Annotated in this window: 16 protein-coding genes; 7 read left to right on the forward strand and 9 right to left on the reverse strand. The window is 65.7% G+C overall.

Annotation, left to right across the window (positions count from 1 at the left end; translation table 11 throughout):
* Positions 1 to 22: 22 nt before the first annotated feature.
* The 3 genes from smc to AAC645_RS08840 all read right to left on the reverse strand — a co-directional run bounded on the left by smc (position 23) and on the right by AAC645_RS08840 (position 4,552).
* Complete coding sequence (gene smc, locus AAC645_RS08830) at positions 23 to 3,445, reverse strand: chromosome segregation protein SMC (protein WP_340315338.1); 3,423 nt, start codon at positions 3,443 to 3,445, stop codon at positions 23 to 25.
* Between the two features lie 44 nt (positions 3,446 to 3,489).
* On the reverse strand, positions 3,490 to 4,233 hold the full coding sequence (locus AAC645_RS08835; RefSeq protein ID WP_340315340.1) for a DsbA family protein: 744 nt from the start codon (positions 4,231 to 4,233) through the stop codon (positions 3,490 to 3,492).
* A 133-nt stretch (positions 4,234 to 4,366) separates the two neighbouring features.
* Positions 4,367 to 4,552, reverse strand: a complete 186-nt coding sequence (locus tag AAC645_RS08840) for a hypothetical protein (protein WP_340315342.1) — start codon at positions 4,550 to 4,552, stop codon at positions 4,367 to 4,369.
* Between the two features lie 237 nt (positions 4,553 to 4,789).
* Here AAC645_RS08840 and AAC645_RS08845 point away from each other — a divergent pair, with 237 nt between their 5' ends.
* From AAC645_RS08845 to AAC645_RS08855, 3 genes are all read left to right on the forward strand, one after another.
* A complete protein-coding gene (locus tag AAC645_RS08845) occupies positions 4,790 to 5,197 on the forward strand; it encodes a YsnF/AvaK domain-containing protein (protein WP_340315343.1) in 408 nt (135 codons plus the stop codon).
* A gap of 4 nt (positions 5,198 to 5,201) precedes the next feature.
* Positions 5,202 to 6,137, forward strand: coding sequence for a YsnF/AvaK domain-containing protein (locus AAC645_RS08850; protein ID WP_340315345.1), 936 nt, complete (start codon positions 5,202 to 5,204; stop codon positions 6,135 to 6,137).
* A gap of 320 nt (positions 6,138 to 6,457) precedes the next feature.
* Positions 6,458 to 6,682 carry a DUF3072 domain-containing protein gene (locus AAC645_RS08855; RefSeq protein ID WP_340315347.1) on the forward strand — a complete coding sequence of 75 codons (225 nt, stop codon included), beginning with the start codon at positions 6,458 to 6,460 and terminating at the stop codon, positions 6,680 to 6,682.
* A gap of 23 nt (positions 6,683 to 6,705) precedes the next feature.
* On the opposite strand, the gene AAC645_RS08860 is transcribed toward AAC645_RS08855, so the two are convergent.
* The 5 genes from AAC645_RS08860 to AAC645_RS08880 form a co-directional block, all read right to left on the reverse strand.
* Complete coding sequence (locus AAC645_RS08860; RefSeq protein WP_340315348.1) at positions 6,706 to 7,104, reverse strand: TadE/TadG family type IV pilus assembly protein; 399 nt, start codon at positions 7,102 to 7,104, stop codon at positions 6,706 to 6,708.
* Positions 7,101 to 7,556: a TadE/TadG family type IV pilus assembly protein gene (locus tag AAC645_RS08865; protein WP_340315350.1), complete on the reverse strand. Its 456-nt coding sequence runs from the start codon at positions 7,554 to 7,556 to the stop codon at positions 7,101 to 7,103. Before AAC645_RS08865 ends, AAC645_RS08860 begins: the two co-directional genes overlap by 4 nt.
* Positions 7,557 to 7,558: 2 nt before the next feature.
* A complete protein-coding gene (locus AAC645_RS08870) occupies positions 7,559 to 8,812 on the reverse strand; it encodes a pilus assembly protein TadG-related protein (RefSeq protein WP_340315352.1) in 1,254 nt (417 codons plus the stop codon).
* Between the two features lie 109 nt (positions 8,813 to 8,921).
* Positions 8,922 to 9,641: a thioredoxin domain-containing protein gene (locus tag AAC645_RS08875; RefSeq protein ID WP_340315354.1), complete on the reverse strand. Its 720-nt coding sequence runs from the start codon at positions 9,639 to 9,641 to the stop codon at positions 8,922 to 8,924.
* Positions 9,638 to 10,228, reverse strand: coding sequence for a DUF721 domain-containing protein (locus AAC645_RS08880; RefSeq protein ID WP_340315355.1), 591 nt, complete (start codon positions 10,226 to 10,228; stop codon positions 9,638 to 9,640). Before AAC645_RS08880 ends, AAC645_RS08875 begins: the two co-directional genes overlap by 4 nt.
* Before the next feature lie 14 nt (positions 10,229 to 10,242).
* Here AAC645_RS08880 and AAC645_RS08885 point away from each other — a divergent pair, with 14 nt between their 5' ends.
* Positions 10,243 to 11,289: an A/G-specific adenine glycosylase gene (locus AAC645_RS08885; protein ID WP_340315356.1), complete on the forward strand. Its 1,047-nt coding sequence runs from the start codon at positions 10,243 to 10,245 to the stop codon at positions 11,287 to 11,289.
* Positions 11,289 to 12,179: an NAD(+) diphosphatase gene (nudC, locus tag AAC645_RS08890; protein ID WP_340315357.1), complete on the forward strand. Its 891-nt coding sequence runs from the start codon at positions 11,289 to 11,291 to the stop codon at positions 12,177 to 12,179. The genes AAC645_RS08885 and nudC overlap by 1 nt, the downstream gene beginning before the upstream one ends.
* Positions 12,180 to 12,204: 25 nt before the next feature.
* On the opposite strand, the gene AAC645_RS08895 is transcribed toward nudC, so the two are convergent.
* Positions 12,205 to 13,104 (reverse strand): prephenate dehydratase, encoded by a 900-nt coding sequence (locus AAC645_RS08895; RefSeq protein WP_340315359.1) that lies wholly within the window; start codon positions 13,102 to 13,104, stop codon positions 12,205 to 12,207.
* 158 nt (positions 13,105 to 13,262) lie between these two features.
* On the opposite strand from AAC645_RS08895, the gene AAC645_RS08900 reads away from it, so the two are divergent.
* Both AAC645_RS08900 and AAC645_RS08905 read left to right on the forward strand, forming a co-directional pair.
* Positions 13,263 to 13,883, forward strand: coding sequence for a c-type cytochrome (locus AAC645_RS08900; RefSeq protein ID WP_340315360.1), 621 nt, complete (start codon positions 13,263 to 13,265; stop codon positions 13,881 to 13,883).
* A gap of 253 nt (positions 13,884 to 14,136) precedes the next feature.
* Positions 14,137 to 15,297, forward strand: coding sequence for a phosphoserine transaminase (locus tag AAC645_RS08905; protein WP_340315361.1), 1,161 nt, complete (start codon positions 14,137 to 14,139; stop codon positions 15,295 to 15,297).
* Positions 15,298 to 15,389: the final 92 nt, after the last annotated feature.

Here is a 15,389-nt window from a genome sequence, read left to right on the forward strand (position 1 = left end):
ACGGATTAACCGCCGATTGCAGCTATTCCGCGGCGAGAAGCTGCTCCGCCGCGCCCAGATCGACCGAGACCAGCCGGCTGATGCCGCGCTCGATCATCGTGACGCCGAACAGGCGGTGCATCCGGCTCATCGTGACGGCATTGTGGGTGACGATCAGGTAGCGCGTGTCGGTCTCGTTGGTCATCGCCACGAGCAGGTCGCAGAAACGCTCGATATTGGCGTCGTCGAGCGGGGCGTCGACTTCGTCCAGCACGCAGATCGGCGCAGGATTGGTGAGGAACAGCGCGAAGATCAGCGCGACCGCGGTCAGCGCCTGCTCGCCCCCCGACAAAAGAGTGAGCGAGCTCAGGTTCTTGCCCGGCGGCTGCGCCATGATCTCGAGTCCTGCCTCGAGCGGGTCTTCGCTGTCGATCAGCGCGAGATGCGCCTCGCCGCCCGCAAAGAGCGTCGTGAACAACCGGCGGAAATGTCCGTCCACTGCCTCGAACGCCGCAAGCAGCCGCGCCCGCCCTTCGCGATTGAGGCTGCCGATCGAACCCCGCAGCCGGTTGATCGCCTGGTAGAGTTCGTCGCGCTCGGCGATGCTGCTGCCGTGCTGGCTCTCGATCTCGGCGAGTTCGCTCTCGGCAACGAGATTGACCGGACCGAGCCGCTCGCGGTCGGCGGTCAGCCGCTCAAGTCGCGACGACTCCGCCGCGCCGTCGGCCACCTCGTCGCTCTGAAAGCCGATTTTTTCGGGCAGTACCGGCGCCGGGCATTCGAAACGTTCGCCCGACAGGCGGCTCATCTCCACGCGGCGCTGTTCCTGGTTCTCGTGCCGCGCCTGCGCGCCGGCGCGCGCCTCGCGCGCTGCAGCAAGCGCTTCGCCGGCCTGCGCCACATCTGTCTCGATCGCGCGCAGTTCCGCCTCCGCCAGCCGCTCAGCCTCCCGCGCGGCATCGGCCGCCTGGTCAGCGGCGCGCGCATCTGCACCCACCGTCTCGATCAAAGCCTGCAGTTCCTCGGGGCGGCCATCGAGCGCCCTGGTCTCGGTCTCGATAGCGCGCGCGCGCGAATCCATCTCGGCGATGCGGTTTGCGGCATCCCCCGCCCGGCTTCGCCAGCTCTTCGCCTCGGCGCGTGCCGCTTGCTGGCGCTGCGCGTCGGCGGAGGCGGCCTGCGCAAGGGTCATCGCCTGCCCCCGCGCCTCGAACAGCCGCGCGCGCACCATCTCGCTGGCCCTGCGCAGCCGCTCGACTTCGCTACGGCTCGCTTCACCGTCGGGCAGGGCCAGCATCACCGCCATCTGCGCCTGGACCGCCTCGCCAGCCTCGTCCGCTTCGCCGGCGGCGCGCTGCTGCCGCTCGGACATGGCGCCGCGCTGGCCGGCCAGCCGCTCGATCGCCGTAGTGGCCTGGTCCTCGTCGCGGATCGCACCCCGCTGCGCGACTTCGGCCCGGCCGAGTTCCACGCGCGCCGCATCGATTGCCGCCTTCGCTGCCTGCACGGTCCCATTGGCGTCGGCCAGCGAAAACTGCGCCGCAGCCAGATCGGCACGTGCCTTCGGCAGGGCGGCGTTGAGTTCGGCGAGCCGATTTGCCCGCACCAGCCGTTCCGCGGCGGCGGCACCGACATTGGCGGCGACGAAACCATCCCAGCGCCGCATCCGGCCGCCACGCGTGACGAGTCGCTGCCCGGCTAACAGCGGGATCGAGCCGTCATCGCCTTCGACAACGCCCACCTGGGCCAGTCGCCGAGCGAGTTCTGCGGGGGCGACGACATGATCGGCAAGATTGTCCACACCGGTCGGAAGCTCCGGGTCATCGGCCTTGTCCGCGCCCGACCAGCGCAGCGGTCCGTCCCCGCCGACGGCCGCGTCGAGATCGTCGCCCAAAGCCGCCGCCAGCGCGCGTTCATAGCCTGGCGCGGCCTTGATCCGATCAATTGCGCGATTGCCCTGCCCGACCGCGCCGCCCGTCTTCTCCAGCGAGCGCGCTTCGGACTCCAGCGCAGCCAGGGCCGCCCGCGCCGCGCCGCTCGTCGTCTCCGCCTCCTCGCGCCGTGCGGCGGCGGCCGTGCGAGCTTCCTCCGCCGCGCCGATCGATGCCATCGCGTCCGCTATGGCGCGCTCGGCATGTTCTCGCGCGGCTATCGCCGCCGTCCTGCGGGCAATCAGCGGCGCCTCGTCGCCCAGGGCTGCGAGTTCGCGCGCAATCCTCTGGGCCTCGGCCTGCGCCCGTTCCAGCCGCTGGCGCGCGGCCGTGACATTGGCCTGCGCTACCCGCATGTCGGCCTGCTCCGCGGCATAGGCAGCCTGCGCCTTGGCCACGGCCAACTCGGCCTCGCGCGCTTCGTTCTCTGCGTCTCGCACCTGTGCGTCGATCGCCGACTGCCGCACCGTCGCCTCGTCGATCCGCCGGCCGAGTTCTTTTTCTTCCTGCCCGAGTGCGGCCAGAGCAGCCGCGGCGTCGATCGCCAGCCGATCCTCCCGCGCGCGGTCGCGGCCCAGCGTATCGCGCGCCTGTCCTATATCGGCGATGCGGCGGCGGACCCCTTCCAGGTCGGCGTTCAGCGTCGCGAGGCGATGGGCCAGCCCGGTCGACCGCTCGCGCGAGCTCTGCGCCGCGGCGCGTGCATCGCCGACCTTGCGGGTAATCTCCGCTTGCCGGGCCAACAGCGCTCGCTGGATATCAGTGGCCTGGCTGACCGTGGCCTCGGCAAGCGCAGCCTCCTTCTGAGCAGCGTCGGCCGCATTGGCGGCGTCGCGCCAGCGCGAGAAGATCAGCCGCGCCTCCGCGGTCCTGATCTGCTCGCTGAGCGCCTTATAGCGTTCGGCGGTCCGCGCCTGCCGCCGCAGCGATCCAGTGCGCGCCTCCATGTCGGCGATCAGGTCGTCGAGCCGCGCGAGGTTCACCTCGGTCGCTCGCAGCTTCTGCTCGGCATCCTTGCGGCGGACGTGGAGCCCGGCGATCCCCGCCGCCTCTTCGAGCATCTGACGCCGCTCGGCGGGTTTGGCGGCGATGACGGCGGCAATCCGGCCCTGGCTGACCAGCGCGGGCGAGTGCGCGCCGGTGGCGGCGTCGGCGAACATCAACCCGACGTCCTTCTGGCGAACGTCGCGGCCGTTCATCCGATAGGCAGAACCCGCGCCGCGCTCGATCCGGCGGGTGACCTCGACCTCCCGATCCTGGTCGCCCTCCGCATCGGGCCGCTCGGTGAACAGGGTGACCTCGGCGAAATCGCGGGCGGGCCGGGTGGTCGTACCGGCGAAGATCACATCCTCCATGCCGCCGCCGCGCATCGACTTGGCGCTGGATTCGCCCATCACCCAGCGGATCGCTTCGAGCAGGTTGGATTTGCCGCAACCATTGGGTCCGACGATCCCCGTCAGGCCGCGCTCGATGACCAGCTCCGCCGGCTCGACGAAGCTTTTGAACCCGGACAGACGCAGCTTGCGGATGCGCATCGGCGGCTCAGCCAGCCCCCGCCGATGCGCCCCCGCTGCTCATCTCAGCGGACGCGTTCGCGCAGCTTGGCTTCGAGGCCGGGCCAATCATAGACGCCTTCCTGGCGTTCGCCGTTCAGGAAGAAGTTCGGCGTACCGTCGACCTTGTCCTCATTGGCGCCATGGTCGCGGATCTTGAGCAGCTCCGCCAGCGCGCCCTTGTCGGCAAGACAGGCCTGGATGCGATCCGCCGGTACGCCATGGGCCTTGAAGAAGTCTTCGAGGCCCGACAGTTGCACCAACTGGATGAATTGCTCCTGCTGCGGCAGCGCACCGAGCGACTGGAGCTTCTTCTCGTCGATCGAGTTGAACTTGCCCACCCAGTCGGACTGCGTTGCGTAGAGCTGCTCGACGAACGGGAAGAAGGTGTCGGCCCCCTGGCAGCGCGCGACCAGCGTTGCCGCGACGTCAAGCGGATTGAGCACGAAATTACGATATTCCCAGCTCACCTTGCCGGTTCTGACATAATCGTTCTTGAGCGGCTCGGCGCCGGCCTTGGTGAAGTCGCGACAATGCGGGCAGGTGATCGAGGCATATTCGACCAGCTTTACCGGCGCGTCGGGATTGCCCATCCGGAAGCCGCCCTCGGGCGTCTTGGCGACGGTTCCGGTCCAGTCCTTGCCAGTGTAGGGAACCTGGGGGGCAGCGGTCGCAACATTGGCGGCAGCGCCTTCGTTCGCGTCCTTCTTACCGCAGCCGGTCAGCACCAGCGCTAAACCGATCGCCGCGAGGGTCAGCGTTTTCGTCATATTCTCATAGTCTCCGAGCAGCGCCTATGGGCTGTAGCGCACAGTGATAGCCGCGGCGGCGGAGCGCGCAAGAGAAGCTTGCTGCAGAGCGCCGGCGGCCGTCGCATCTCAGCCCGTCATGTCTCCCGCGGAGCTATTTCACTCCGGACGTCTCCGGCGGCTCGTTTGCATTGCCATTGAAGCCATAGATCCGCCACGGCCCCTCGATCTTCGGCGCCATGCCGGGCGCCAGGAACTGCACGCGATTTAGCCCGCGCGGGTCATAGGCGATCCTCAGATCGAATAGCTTCGCCAGACGCACCCTCGGATGTTCGGCCATGATACCCCCCATCGATCTGCCCCTCCGGATAATCGCCGCGAACCGCCTCTGAAATCAAGTTTATTTCGACGGCAGATGGGCTCCTCCGCCGCCACCCACTCGGCCGACCGCGCTTTTGCGTGCGCCCGTCAAAACTATCGAAATCCTTTCGGCGTCAACAGGAACAGGTCTTCCAGCTATTTGTTTATCGCACATCTCCGATGACATGGCCCTGAAGCACTTCTGGAAAATACAAAAATGGCAAATCGCGATCGCGTAGAAGTCATTCCGCTGGTGGAAGAGCAGATTTCTACTTCGAAGGAACGCTTCGAAACCGGAACGGTCCGTGTCAGAACTTTCACCACTGAAACAATAGAGCGAGTCACCGAAGAACTTCGGCAAGATCAAGTAGACATCCATCATGTTCCAGTAGATCGCCCAATCGAGAGCGTGCCCGATATCCGCGAGGAAGACGGTACGCTGATCATACCCGTCGTCGAGGAAATTCTGGTCGTGGAGAAACGGCTCGTACTGAAGGAAGAAATCCACATCCGACGACGCCAGACCGCCGAACGCTTCGAAAAATCTATACCTCTCAAGTCGCAGCAAGCGATCATCGAGCGGCACCGCAGCGACGGGACCGTATCACCACCAAGCAAGGAGTAGGACTATGTCGCGAACAGTCACGGCGCTTTTCGACAACCGCCATGAAGCCGAGGCTGCGGCCGACCGGCTGCGGCAGTCGAGGATCGATGCCGACCGGATCAGGATCATGGACCAAAACAGCCAAGGGTTCAGAACCGACCGTTATTCTGACCGCGAGGACCGCGGCATCTGGGCCTCGATCAAGGAGATGTTCCTGCCCGACGAGGATCGCTACACCTATGAGGAGGGCGTTCGGCGCGGCGGTGTAGTGGTCAGTGCCCAGGTCGACGAAGACGAGGCGAACGAAGCCGTCCGCATTCTCGAGGAAGCGAACAGCGTGGATCTGGATCGCCGCACGCAGGATTGGCGCAGCAGTGGCTGGACCGGGGGCTTCGCCGGTGCCGGCACCGGCGTGTCCGCCACCGATACCCGGTTTGGCGACAGCACATCCGAATCCAGATTCTCCGATCGATCGGGCTCGGTGGTCGACGAGGAGCGCATCCCGGTGATCGAGGAGCAGCTTCGCGTCGGCAAGCGTGAGGTCGAGCGCGGCGGTGCGCGGGTCCGTTCCTATATCGTCGAGCAGCCGGTCCATGAGCAGGTTACCCTTCGAGACGAACATGTCAGCGTCGAACGGCGCCCCGCGGATGAGACCAGCCGCGCCGGAGATATCGGCGACGCAGATCTGCTACGTGATCGCGACATCGAGATGACGGAGACGGCCGAAGAAGCCGTGGTGGCCAAGGAGGCGGTGGTCCGCGAGGAGGTCGTGGTCCGCAAGACCGCCGAGGAACGGGTAGAGAATATCGACGATACGGTGCGGCGGACCGAGGTCGAGGTTGACGAGGGCAATCGCGGCACGGTCAGCCATGGTGTAGACCGAGACCGAGACCTGGAAAGAGACCGCGACCGCGACGATCTCGCGGGCAACCGCAGGACCGATCGCGACACTTCCTTCTGATCAGATGACGACGTCGGGGGAGCAGCCCCACCTGTTCCCTCGACATTCTCCGCCTGTGTGGGCCTGCAGAGGTCGGGATGTGGAGAGTGGTGTGGCGAGTGATGGTCGTTGCCATCGTGGCAGTCAGCGCGGCCATTCTCGCCATGTTCGTGGCCGAACGTTTGAGCCCCAAAAGGCCAGTGCCGCCGCATGAAGCGCTCCCCATGGCTCCCGCCACCAAACACCAGCCCGCCAAGCCAGAACTGCCCTGATATTGCGTGATGAACGGAACAAGGCGGCCTCCGGCGCATTGGTACAAATCATGAACACAAGAGGCAGACATGGCTGATACGAGTCATAATCCGAAGCTGGACGACAATCCGGGTTCGAACACCGAGAAGGCGCCTGATGACTGGGTGTCGGGAGACGATCCGATGACCGGAGCGCAATCATCCTATCTTGCCACGCTGTGCGAGCAGGCTGGCGAGGAGCTGCCTGCCGATGATCTTACCAAGGCCGAGGCGTCCAAGCGCATCGACGAGTTGAAGCAGCGGCTTGGGCTTTAGCACAGGCTCAAGAGCGATATGCGCTACGGTTGATAGGCGCGCCTCGTGTGGCTCAGGCTGACCGCGTTTATCTGAAAGAAGATGAAGTTCAGCGGAACCGCATAGGCCATGGTCACCTCGACGAACTTCACGCCGTTCGCGGTGCCGTGGACGACCGAAGGGCCGGTGATCCGGCTATTGTCGAGTCCGAACTTGCTGCCGCTCACCTTTGCCAGGATCTGGGCATCGGAGGGGTTCGGATAGATCGTCGCGTAGCGCGCGCCGGTTTCAACCGCCTGCTGCAGCCCCGCATCCGCAAAGAACATGATCGCGATCTGGATGATGCCGATGATCATCGTCAGCAGCACCGGGATCACCAGCGCGAACTCGACCGCGGAGGCGCCGCGTACGTCGCCAGCGACATCCCCGCGCCGCGCGCTCACTGCACCCGCACCGACGAGTAGCCCGCCAACGGAATGGCGCCGCTGGCGGACAGCTGCACAATCGGGAACATCGGCCGATAGCTCGCGCTGATCGAGATCGACACGAAGCGTCCGACCTGCTGGCCGGTAAAGCAGCTGCCGTCGAACGATGCCTGCCTCACGCCTGCACATTCCAGCCACTTGTCGAGCGTGACCTGCGCCAAGGGGACCGACGCCGCACCGGCAGCCTCGGCCTGCAAAGCCTGGAAGGCCGCACTGTTCAGGCCACCTGCCGTGGCCATTTCTATGGTGCGCGCCGCCGCCTGCTGGACCTTCAGCTTCGCGGCAAAGCCCATCGCCAGATCCGACACGCCGGCAATCAGCATCACCAGCGCCGGGATCACGATTGCGGTCTCGATCACGCTGATGCCGCGATCGTCGGACGGCAGGTCGCGAAGCCGCCGCAAGCCCATCGTCAGCTCACCAGCTGGACGCGCGCGCCGGTGAAAGACGACGCGCCCGAACCGCTCGGGCAGTTGTTGGCGATCGTGGTGTTGCCGATGAAGGTGACGCGCCGGCTCACGATCTGGATGCATTCGGTGATCATGCCCGAATCGCCCGAGAAGCTTACCGCCTGCGACGCCATGTAAATCGCACCCTGCAGCTTCGAACCGGCATTGCCGTTGACCGTGTTGGTTCCCGCATCCTGCGCGCGGCGATCCTGGTAGAACAGGACACCCTTGTAGGTCCCGCTGGTCGGAGCGGTGAGCTGCAGGTTGGCGCCACCGTTGATATCCACCGTGGCGATTGTGCTCGGATTGGACGTCGCATTGCTGCTGGTGAGGATGAAGGTCACATCGGCGCCGGTGATCACCGCCTGCGATCCAGCGCTGAAGGAGCTTCCGTCGATAAGGTACACGCCGGGATCGAAGCTGACCGTGCCCTTCAGGTCCATGCCGCGATAGCAGGACACGCCCGAGGCATTAGTCACATGCTGGGTTGCGTTCGGCGCCACACTAAGCTTGCCGCTGCAGCTCGTTACCGATGGCGTCGGCAATCCGGCGAAGGGATCTGGCTGAGCGATCGAATAGGGCTGCAGCGTCGTGCCCGCCGCATAGTTGGCGCTGGCCAGAAGCCCGCCCACCGCCGCGACCGGCGTCGCAAAGATGCTGCTGCTTCCGCCCGCCGTCACGGCGTTGCTGGCGATCGAATTGGTGGCGATGCCGCAGCCCATCGTCACGCTTGCATTGCCTTGCATCGTCACACCGGTGGTGCTCGTCGGCTCCAGCGAGATTATGCAGTAATTGCCGTTGCTGATGACGGCCGCGGTTGCATCTGCGGTCAGCACGGGCGCCGAGCTCAGGAACATGCTCGAGAAGGGAAGCGCCTTCTGCATCTTGAGCACCACCCGGACGGCATTGACGTTTCCGGCATAGCTGCCTGCCATGGGGGCGCTTTCGATGGTGGGCGCTCCGAGCAATGTCACGAAACTGTGCCGGTTTATTTCGGTCGTAGCGCTCGCCGCCGGATCGCTGCCCTGGGCCTTGGCATAGGCTCCGGCGAGTGCTGCCGAGTCTGCTTGGCGCTGGATTTCCCTTTTCCAGACCGTCCACTGGACCGTGTCGGTCGCCAGCCCACCTGCGCCGATCAGAACAGGGAGCGACAATCCGACAAGGAACAGCGCGTTGCCCGATTCGTTGCGGACCAGGTCGAAAAATTTGTCGAACATCAGGCGCCGATCAGTTGCCCCCCAAGCGAGGGCAGGCCGATAAGCACGCAACAAGCTTGAAATCAGGATAAGCGAACTGGTTAGTCGGATTGAAAGGAAAGCCGCCCGCCTACCGCAAGGCGGTCTTGATCAAGGGTTCCAGATCCGCCCATGCGTGGACGTTCTCCTGCCGCTTACCGTTAAGCAGGATCAGCGGTGTCCCAGGAATAGCGTCGCGTTGCCAGCTGTTGCCGGCCATTTGCGTGAGCTGATCCTTGCCGGCTGTGTCGGCCATGCAGGCTGCATAGTCTCTCGGTGTCATCCCGCGTTTGAGGAAGAAAGCGTCAAAGCCCGCCGCCTTGGCGACAATTGCCATCTTCTCGTCGTTCGACTTGGTATCGAAATCGGGCGTGCCCGCCGCGCTCTCCCCCTTGGCCATCCAGTCCTGCTGGGTAACAAACAAGGCTTCGATCGAATCGAGATAACGCGTGGGCGGCTCGCAGCGCAGCAGCAACGATGCGACGAAGTCATAGCCGTCGCGCACCGCATGGCGCACCTCGAGGCTGGCGACGCCCCTTGCAATATAGTCGCGCTTCAGCGTCGGCATCGCCTCCTGCGCCAGTGCGGCGCAATGCGGGCAGGTGAGCGAGAGATATTCGACGAGCTTCACCTTGGCCGCGGGGTTGCCGACGACGATCGCGCCTTCGGCGGTGCGGCTGGTCGTCAGCAGCCAGTTGCGCGCGGCGGGCGCCGCCTTCGCGGGTGGCTTGGCGGCTGGCTTTGTGGCGGACAAGCCAGACGGCATCAACAGGACGAGCAGCGCAGCCGCTGCGGCCGGCAGCGTCTTCACTGATCGGCGTCTCCGGAAGTAATGACCGGCGGCCCGCTGGTAGCCGCAAGCGCGCCCGCCAGCGATTCCAGGCAGGCGCGAAGTTCGGGATCGCCGACCGTCCTCAAGCTCTCGCCGAGGTCGACCGGCAGCATCTTGAGCGAGGGCGGCGCAACTCGCGGCGCTGGCGCGGCCGGCGCAGCGCAGACACCCTGCTTGATCGCGATGCGTGCGACCGCGGGATAGCCGAAGAAGCGGTTGACCCGCTCGATGATGGTGGGCGCGACATGCTGGAGCATCGTGCCGTGCGCGCCGTCGACCAGCAGCGCCAGCACACCCTCGGAGCGGCGACCCTGCGGGAAGCGAATCGATTCGGGAACGGACACCCTAGCATAGCGCTCGCCGACGATCTCCGCCCAGCGGCTGACCACCGAACTCTGCACGAAGCCGAAGCGGCGAAAGGCCGCGCGGCCGACATCGGGCAGCATATCCGCGACCGAACGCGCCGAACCGCCGCGCGGGCGCGGCTCGCTCGCCTGCGCGGGCTTGGCGGATTTGGCTCGCGCCGATTTCACTGTCTTGCCGGTTTCGCTCATTGCGCGCTTCATGCCATAGGCGCCCCATGCGCGTCGATGCCGTAGCTGAAAATTTGCTTGCCTGGTACGACGCCCATCGGCGGCGCCTGCCCTGGCGCGCCGAACCGGGATCGCCCCCGCCTGATCCCTATCGCGTGTGGCTTTCCGAGGTGATGCTGCAGCAGACCACCGTCGCGGCGGTGAAACCCTATTTCGAGCGATTCACCACGCGCTGGCCGGCGGTGACCGACCTCGCGGCGGCCGACGAGGCCGAAGTGATGGCCGCCTGGGCGGGGCTCGGCTATTATGCCCGCGCCCGCAACCTAATCGCCTGCGCCCGCGCGGTTGCGCGCGACCATGGCGGCCAATTCCCGGACGACGAGGCCGGCCTGCGCACCCTGCCCGGCATCGGCGACTACAGCGCCGCCGCCATTGCCGCGATCGCTTTCGGCCGGCGTGCAGTCGTGATCGACGCCAATGTCGAGCGGGTCGGCAGCCGCCTGTTCGCTTTCGATCAGCCGCTGCCGCAGGCGCGTCCAGCGCTCCGCCTGATGGTGGATCGCATCACCCCCAATCACCGCGCAGGCGATTTCGCCCAGGCGATGATGGATCTGGGGTCGGGCATCTGCACCGTCCGCTCCCCGCAATGCCTGCTTTGCCCGCTGAGCCCGCTCTGCACGGGACGAGCGTCGGGCAATCCCGAGAGCTATCCTGTCAAGGTGACGAAGCGCGCCAAGCCGCAGCGGCACGGCACCGCCTTCTGGATCGAACGCGGCGAGCATGTCTGGCTGGTGCGGCGACCGGCGAAAGGCCTGCTCGGCGGCATGCGCGCGCTGCCTAGCGGTCCCTGGATCGATACTGACCCTGGACTTGCCGGCGCACCGACCGGCGGCGCGTGGCGCGACGCCGGAACGGTTGCCCACATCTTCACCCATTTCGCGCTCGACCTGCGGGTGATGGCGGCCAGTTGCTCGGACGATATCGGCGACGGCGAATGGTGGCCGATCGACCGAATCGAGGAGGCGGGCCTCCCCACCCTCTTCGCCCGCGCCGCGGCCCGCGCTATCGCTACGCGTCAACCCATGGAGAGATGATGGCCGACTTCCCCGCCCCCGGCTTCACTGGATCGCCGCTCGTCCGCATCGACATCGAGCGCGAGAACCAGGCTTATTTTGACGAGCAATGCACCAGCCTGTCGGCGCGGCTGTTGCGGCTGGAGGGGCTCAATCCGGTGATAGACCCCGACGGTCGGCTGAGTTGGGGCTCGCTGGCCGAAGCAGATCCCGACGCGCCGCTGGCATTGCTTGGCCTGATCGACGGCAAGCCGCGCTTTGTGTCCCTGACGAGGATAGATCCGGCTAGCGACCAGCGCGCTGGCATCATGGCCGTGCGATCGATGACCGAGCATGGCGACGCCGGCACCTATGCCGCCGCCCGCGCGCTCGTCGATTGGCACAGCCGTCATGGCTGGTGCGCCAATTGCGGCCACGTCACCGCGGTAGGGCGCTCGGGATGGGCGCGCTTCTGCCGCAAGGAGGATGGAGGCTGCGGCACCGAGCATTTCCCGCGCACGGACCCCGTGGTGATCATGCTAGCGGAATATGGAGATCGCGTGCTGGTCGGCCGCAATATCCGCATGCCCCCGCGCTTCTATTCGGCGCTCGCCGGCTTTCTGGAAGTCGGCGAATCGATCGAGGACGCGGTCGCTCGCGAGCTTCATGAGGAGGCCGGCGTCGTCGTGACCGAGGTCCGCTACATCGCCAGCCAACCCTGGCCGATGCAATCCCAGCTGATGATCGGCTGCATCGCCAAGGTGGAGAGCGACGTGCTCAAACTCGATCCCAAGGAGATTGGCGACGCGCTGTGGGTGAATCGGGAGGAGGTCCGCGCAGCGCTGGCCGGACATCCCGACGCGCCGTTCGACATGAGCTTCCCGATGGCGATCGCCTATACGCTGCTCACCGCCTGGGCGAATGGGGCTTAGCGCGCCGCAGCTGTGGCGATTCGGATCAGACCAGCACCCGTCCGCGGGCCTGCGGATATGTCCCGAGCAGGCGCACCCATTTGGTGTGGAAGGCAAGTTCCTCAAGTGCGCGGCGGACATGCGGCTGGTCGGGATGGCCCTCGATGTCCGCGTAGAATTCGGTCGCTGCGAAGGTCGCGCCGCGCTGATAGCTTTCGAGCTTGGTCATGTTGACGCCGTTGGTCGCGAAACCGCCCAGCGCCTTGTAGAGCGCCGCGGGAATGTTCTTCACCTCGAAGATGAAGGTGGTCATCACCGGCGTACTGTCGAGCGGCACGTCCGGAGCGGCGCGGGCCAGCACAACGAAGCGCGTCGTGTTGTCCTCCGAATCCTGCAGATCGTCCTTCACCACCTTCAGCCCGTAGATCGGCGCTGCGAGCGCGGGCGCGAGCGCGGCGACATGGCTGTCGCCGGCTTCCGCCACCGCGGCCGCGGCCCCAGCGGTATCCGGATAGGAGATCGGGGTGATGCCGTTGGCGCGCAGCCAGTGGCGGCACTGCCCAAGCGCCTGCGGATGGCTCATCACCTCGGTGATCTTGCCGTGGTTCGGCAGCGCCATCATCGTATGACTGATCCGCATGAAATGCTCGCCGGTGATCACCAGCCCTGATTCGGGCAGCAGGAAATGCATGTCGGCGACGCGGCCGTGCAGCGAGTTTTCGATCGGGATGACCGCGCAATCGGCGCGGAAGTCGCGCACGGCGTCCAGCGCATCTTCGAAACTGAAGCACGGCAGCGGCAGGCAGTTCGGAAATACGGCGAGCGCGGCGATATGCGAATTGGCGCCGGGAGCTCCCTGAAACGCCACGGCGCGGCCCGGATCGGCGGCGCAGGCGGCGGACATTTCGGCGACGAGCACCCGAGCGGGAGTGGGATAGTTCTGCATGCTGCGCAGCCGATTAGGCGGGCCTCGGGCCGATCGCAAGTCGCACCGCAGCATATTCGGGTGTCGGGACGCTTGCGGAGCCCTCCAACCGATTATAAAGGGAGCGCGATTTCGGCGTGGGTTCCATCTCCCACGTTACCAGGGAGCTTGTGGGGCACATGGACGATCGCGCAAATACGATTGCCGGCTGGGCGCTGGCTGGCGGTATCGCCGCACTGGGCCTTTCGATCCTCAGCGGCGAATATTTCAAAGCTGAGCGGCCCGAGAAGATGGGCTATGTCGTCGAGGGCGTTGAGGAAGAAGGCGATGCCGGCGGCGCTGCTGTCGCGGACAAGCCGATCGCATTCTATCTGGCGAGCGCCGATCCCGCCAAGGGCGCCGACGTATTCAAGAAGTGCGCCGCCTGCCACAATGCGGAGAAGGGCGGTCCCAACGCACTCGGCCCGAACCTGTGGAACGTGGTCGGTGAAGGCATCGGTGTCGGCGCCAACGGCTTTGCCTTCTCCGATGCGCTCAAGAGCGTCGGTGGCACATGGGATTTCGACAAGCTCAACGCCTGGCTGAAGAGCCCGAAGGCTTTCGCTCCCGGCACCAAGATGACCTTCGCGGGCCTCTCCAAGCCGGAAGACCGGGCGAACGTCATCGCATATCTCAACAAGCAGAGCGATGCGCCGAAGCCGATGCCTGCGGTTCCCGCCGAAGCGGCTCCGGCTGCCGGCGCTCCAGCCGACAATGCTGCGGCTCCGGCCGCCGGCAACGAAGCGGCTCCGGCGAAGTAATAATCTGTCGACCACATGGAAGAGGCCTCGGGCGTCGCTCCGGGGCCTTTTTTACGCCTGCCGTCATTCCAGCGAAAGCTGAAATATCAGTAGCTTGACGCGCGCTTTTGCCGAACGAGATTCCAGCTTTCCCTGGATGACGATCTCGTCAGAACTTCGCATCACGCATTGACTTGTCACCACTCATCTTTAGAAGCGCCGGCGGGCCACGCTGTCCCAACGCAGCGCGTGCTCTCTGTGAGGAGAGTCTTAAATGACTGATTTCGAATACCCGGCCTCCAAGCCGGCACGCCCCCATTTCTCTTCCGGTCCCTGCGCCAAGCCGCCGGGCTGGGCTCCTGAAAAACTCGCCACCGGATCGCTCGGCCGCTCACATCGCTCGAAGCTCGGCAAGGCGCGGATCAATCATGCGGTCGATCTGACCCGTGACATCCTCGGTATTCCCGCCACCCACCGCATCGGCATCGTGCCCGGCTCGGACACCGGCGCGGTCGAGATGGCGCTGTGGAGCCTGCTTGGCGCCCGCAAGACGACGATGGTCGCATGGGAGAGCTTCGGAGAGGGCTGGGTCACCGACGTCGTCAAGCAGCTCAAGATCGAGGCCGACGTCGTCAAGGCACCCTATGGCGCCCTGCCCGACCTCGCCGCGCTCGACCAGTCGACGGATATCGTCTTCACCTGGAACGGCACCACCTCAGGCGTGCGCGTACCGAATGGCAGCTGGATCCGCGACGACCGCGAAGGCCTGACCATCGCCGACGCCACCTCGGCCTGTTTCGCGCAGGACATTCCGTGGGACAAGCTCGATGTCGTCACCTTCTCCTGGCAGAAGGTGCTCGGCGGCGAAGGCGCGCATGGTATATTGGTGCTCGGCCCGCGTGCCGTCGAACGGCTCGAAAGCTACACCCCCGCCTGGCCGCTGCCGAAGATCTTCCGCATGACCAAGGGCGGCAAGCTGATCGAGGGCATCTTCAAGGGCGAGACGATCAACACACCGTCGATGCTGGCGATCGAAGATTATATCCACAGCCTCGAATGGGCGAAGTCGATCGGCGGCCTGTCCGAGTTGATCGCGCGTGCGGATGCCAATGCCGCGGCGCTGGACGCCTGGGTGCAGAAAACCGACTGGATCGACCACCTCGCTCCCGATGCGGCGACGCGGTCCAACACCTCGGTGTGCCTAAAGTTCGCCGACCACGCGGTCGAAGGACTCGACGAGGATGCGCAGTTGGCACTCGTCAAGAAGATCGCCGGCGCGCTGGAACTCGAAGAGGCCGCCTATGACGTGGCGGGCTATCGCGACGCGCCTCCAGGCCTGCGGATCTGGTGCGGCGGCACGGTCGACACGGCCGATGTCGAGGCGCTGGGGCCCTGGCTCGACTGGGCCTGGAACCAGGCTCGCGTTCCGGCTTGAGCTCTCGCCTCGCCTCTCCACACTCCGTCATTCCAGCGAAAGCTGGAATCTCCCTGCCCCCTTCGCGTCACGAAGAGAAGTGAGATCCCAGC

Origin of the sequence: Rhizorhabdus argentea (assembly GCF_037861105.1) — a bacterium.
GTDB classification, from domain to species: domain Bacteria; phylum Pseudomonadota; class Alphaproteobacteria; order Sphingomonadales; family Sphingomonadaceae; genus Rhizorhabdus; species Rhizorhabdus argentea.